The organism is Bacillus sp. JJ1122 (assembly GCF_036964885.1).
Lineage (GTDB): Bacteria > Bacillota > Bacilli > Bacillales > Cytobacillaceae > Mesobacillus.
Map to the genome: position 1 here is coordinate 1 of NZ_JBALQL010000020.1, position 2,860 is coordinate 2,860.

General features: G+C 39.3%; 3 protein-coding genes. 1 reads left to right on the forward strand and 2 read right to left on the reverse strand.

Features of this window, described 5'->3' with window-relative positions; all coding sequences use genetic code 11:
• Positions 1 to 49: 49 nt before the first annotated feature.
• Complete coding sequence (locus V7201_RS11525; protein ID WP_335376883.1) at positions 50 to 748, reverse strand: SurA N-terminal domain-containing protein; 699 nt, start codon at positions 746 to 748, stop codon at positions 50 to 52.
• Between the two features lie 286 nt (positions 749 to 1,034).
• Between V7201_RS11525 and V7201_RS11530 the strand changes: the two genes are divergently transcribed.
• Positions 1,035 to 1,472 carry a DUF3995 domain-containing protein gene (locus V7201_RS11530; RefSeq protein ID WP_335376884.1) on the forward strand — a complete coding sequence of 146 codons (438 nt, stop codon included), beginning with the start codon at positions 1,035 to 1,037 and terminating at the stop codon, positions 1,470 to 1,472.
• Between the two features lie 277 nt (positions 1,473 to 1,749).
• On the opposite strand, the gene V7201_RS11535 is transcribed toward V7201_RS11530, so the two are convergent.
• Positions 1,750 to 2,733 (reverse strand): DUF4003 family protein, encoded by a 984-nt coding sequence (locus V7201_RS11535; RefSeq protein ID WP_335376885.1) that lies wholly within the window; start codon positions 2,731 to 2,733, stop codon positions 1,750 to 1,752.
• Positions 2,734 to 2,860 lie beyond the last annotated feature (127 nt).

Below are 2,860 nucleotides of genomic sequence, written 5' to 3' on the forward strand. Positions count from 1 at the left end.
GATAGACAATTGTCTATCCCCCATTTAATAATTCGACGCGAGCATCTTCCTACGCCTCATGAATTTTAATTTTATCCTCATTCTTTTTACGGAGTTCATCCACCAGCTTACCAACCTCTTCATTCTCTTTCTGAGAGATCACTTGCTGCTCAAGCTGTGGACTTATCTTCGCGAACTCTTCTGGCTTTTGCTTTTGGCTTTCGAGTGACTTTTTATATTGGTCATACATGGCCTGGATTTCTTGTGGTGTCGCTTCTACCTTGCCAATCTTGCTTTCCAAATATTTATTGACCGTCATTTGCTTTTTCATTTGGTCTTTGAGCTCATTCTCGGTCATTTTATTCTTTTTCAGAGCTTCTTCAAACTTTTTGTCATTTTCGAAGTTGGCTTTGATTTTTTCCAGTTCTGTATCGACTTCTTTTTCTTTAATGGAGATGTCACTCTTCTCGGCTGTCTGGAGAAGCAATTCCGCATTGATCATTTTATCCAGAACTGACTTTTCGAGTTGTTCCTTCATCTTTTTATCCATCTGATCTACCGGCATGCCTTGCTGTTCGTAAGATGCTTTCATGGCATCCAGCTCTTTGTTGTATTCCTTTTTTGAAATGCCTTTTCCATCTACTGTTGCAACTAAATCCTTTTTATTTTCTTTCTCAGTATTCCCTTTTGAGCTATCTTTGCCACATGCGCCTAGCACAAGGACGGCCATGCTCAATAAAAGAATGCCTGTAAAAATGCGCTTCATCATAAACAAACTCCCCTTTCAACCAACATGTCCGTCATACTACCACATCCATCGGAAAAAGAGGAGGCTTTTACAGAAATTGTTATCAGAATGTAATATAATAACGGTTATTCATTTCCTTTTTTAGGAAAAAACGATCCAGAAACATTTCTTGGTCATAGACGCAAAAGATAAATGAATTAGCAAGAGATTGCTGCTCTCTGACATCTTGTGAAAGTGTACTAAATGCTTGATAACCGAGTACACTAAGGATATGACCAAATAAAGTACGGAAACGATAACATACAGAATGGGTGATAAATTGATAAATATTTTAATAGCAATGACGTCTCTACTATTTATAATGATTGGTATGTTACACGTTTTTTGGGCATTGGGCGGAAGCTGGGGAGTACATGCGGCTCTTCCAACTGATGATGACAGTAAATTACCCGTTTTACAACCAAGAATGGCAGGTACACTTTTTATCGGATTACTTTGCTTTTTTGCATCTGTCCTACTATTAGTGCAAATTGATATGATCGCAGTCATCAAATCCTCCCCACTTTCAAAATGGCTTTGTATAGCTGGAGGAATTGTTTTCTTGTTACGTGCTATTGGTGAAGGAAAATATGTAGGGTTTTTCAAGAAAATCAAACATACTAGATTTGCAAAACAAGATACCGCCTTCTATTCACCTCTTTGTTTATGGATTAGCTGCGCTTTTTTGCTGGCATCTTTTATATGAGTGGTCGGCAACCATATTAATGAGCTAACTGCTCAAGATCGCATTACGAACATGTGGGAAAACACATTAATAAAAGCAATGGAAAATAAACTCCATTGCTCTTTCTAATGCTATTTTTTCTAAATCCTATACTAATTATCGGTTGTGATGGCCTTCGATGCCCATTTAATCAAACGTTTGATTAATAAAAACCGAGGAGCGGTTTAGTTCCGTTGCCTCAAATAATCACCTGTCTTTAAAACGCCAGAACCTCCCCTTCCCCATTGGAACGCCCTCTTTAAGGATTATCATTCGAAGACGATGCCACAGCGGCACCTGAAATGGCTGCAATCGAAGCCGCCTGCTGAGCCTGTATCAATGTTTCGATGGTGGTTGAAAGGTTTGTCTGAAGCAGTGAAGAATTTTCAATTTTATCACTGACTACAAACGTAACGGCCATCATGAAATTGATGTCTTTTTTCCATTTGAATGCCTTCACTAAGTTCAATTGCTCCCAAATATCTTTTATTTGCGTAAGGTTATTCATGTCCTTTTCAATGAAGGTGAGCAAAGCCATTTGGGGATAGAACATGGATTTCGGCTTGATTCCTTCTTTTTTCATTGCGTAAAATATTTCTGTGGATTTCGCAACTAGATCATCTGCAGAGCTGTTTTCATGCAATGAAAGTATATGGCTCATGCTTTGCAGATCATTCCCTTTCCGAAACCCATTTTGCGAAAGCTTGCTGTACAGGTCTTCCATATGAAAAATCAGTTCATCCGACTGGCGTTCGCTTTGTGCCAGCGTGACCGCGAGCGGATAATCGCTGTGACTTGTCAAAAATAAATGCTTCTCCCTCATCTTCTTGTAGATGATCCTTGCCTGATCAGAAAGGGGCCCTAGGTCTTGTACATCTGTTGTGATCAGCAGCATGGCGGCAATATAGGTAAAAATATTTCTGCTGAATCCCGCTGAGACCAGTTCCTCGTACGCCGTAATAAAGTGCGGAAACATCTCCTCGGGATTATCAAATCTTGTATCGAGCATGGCGGCAAAGGTAAATCGGGACTGAGACCGTAAAGGCGAAAACAAGCCGGACTCATTTTTAATATGTTCAGCAACATCATTGAACCTTCCGATATCAAAATTGCGATTGTTCGTAATATACAAAGACGCCACCATCATCAATAATGATGGATCGGTAACCTTCCAGCGTAACCTTTCCCTTAGCTGTGAATATATTTGAGTATATCTTTTCATATTATTCTTAGCTTTTTCCATATCAACCGACCTCCAATAAATAGTTCGTTACCTTTCATACGATTGAGGTCAAAAAAGGTTCTGTATTTCCTTACTTTAATTGGAAATGGGCGTGCTATTTCCATTTTAAGAAGCACGGGGACGTTTC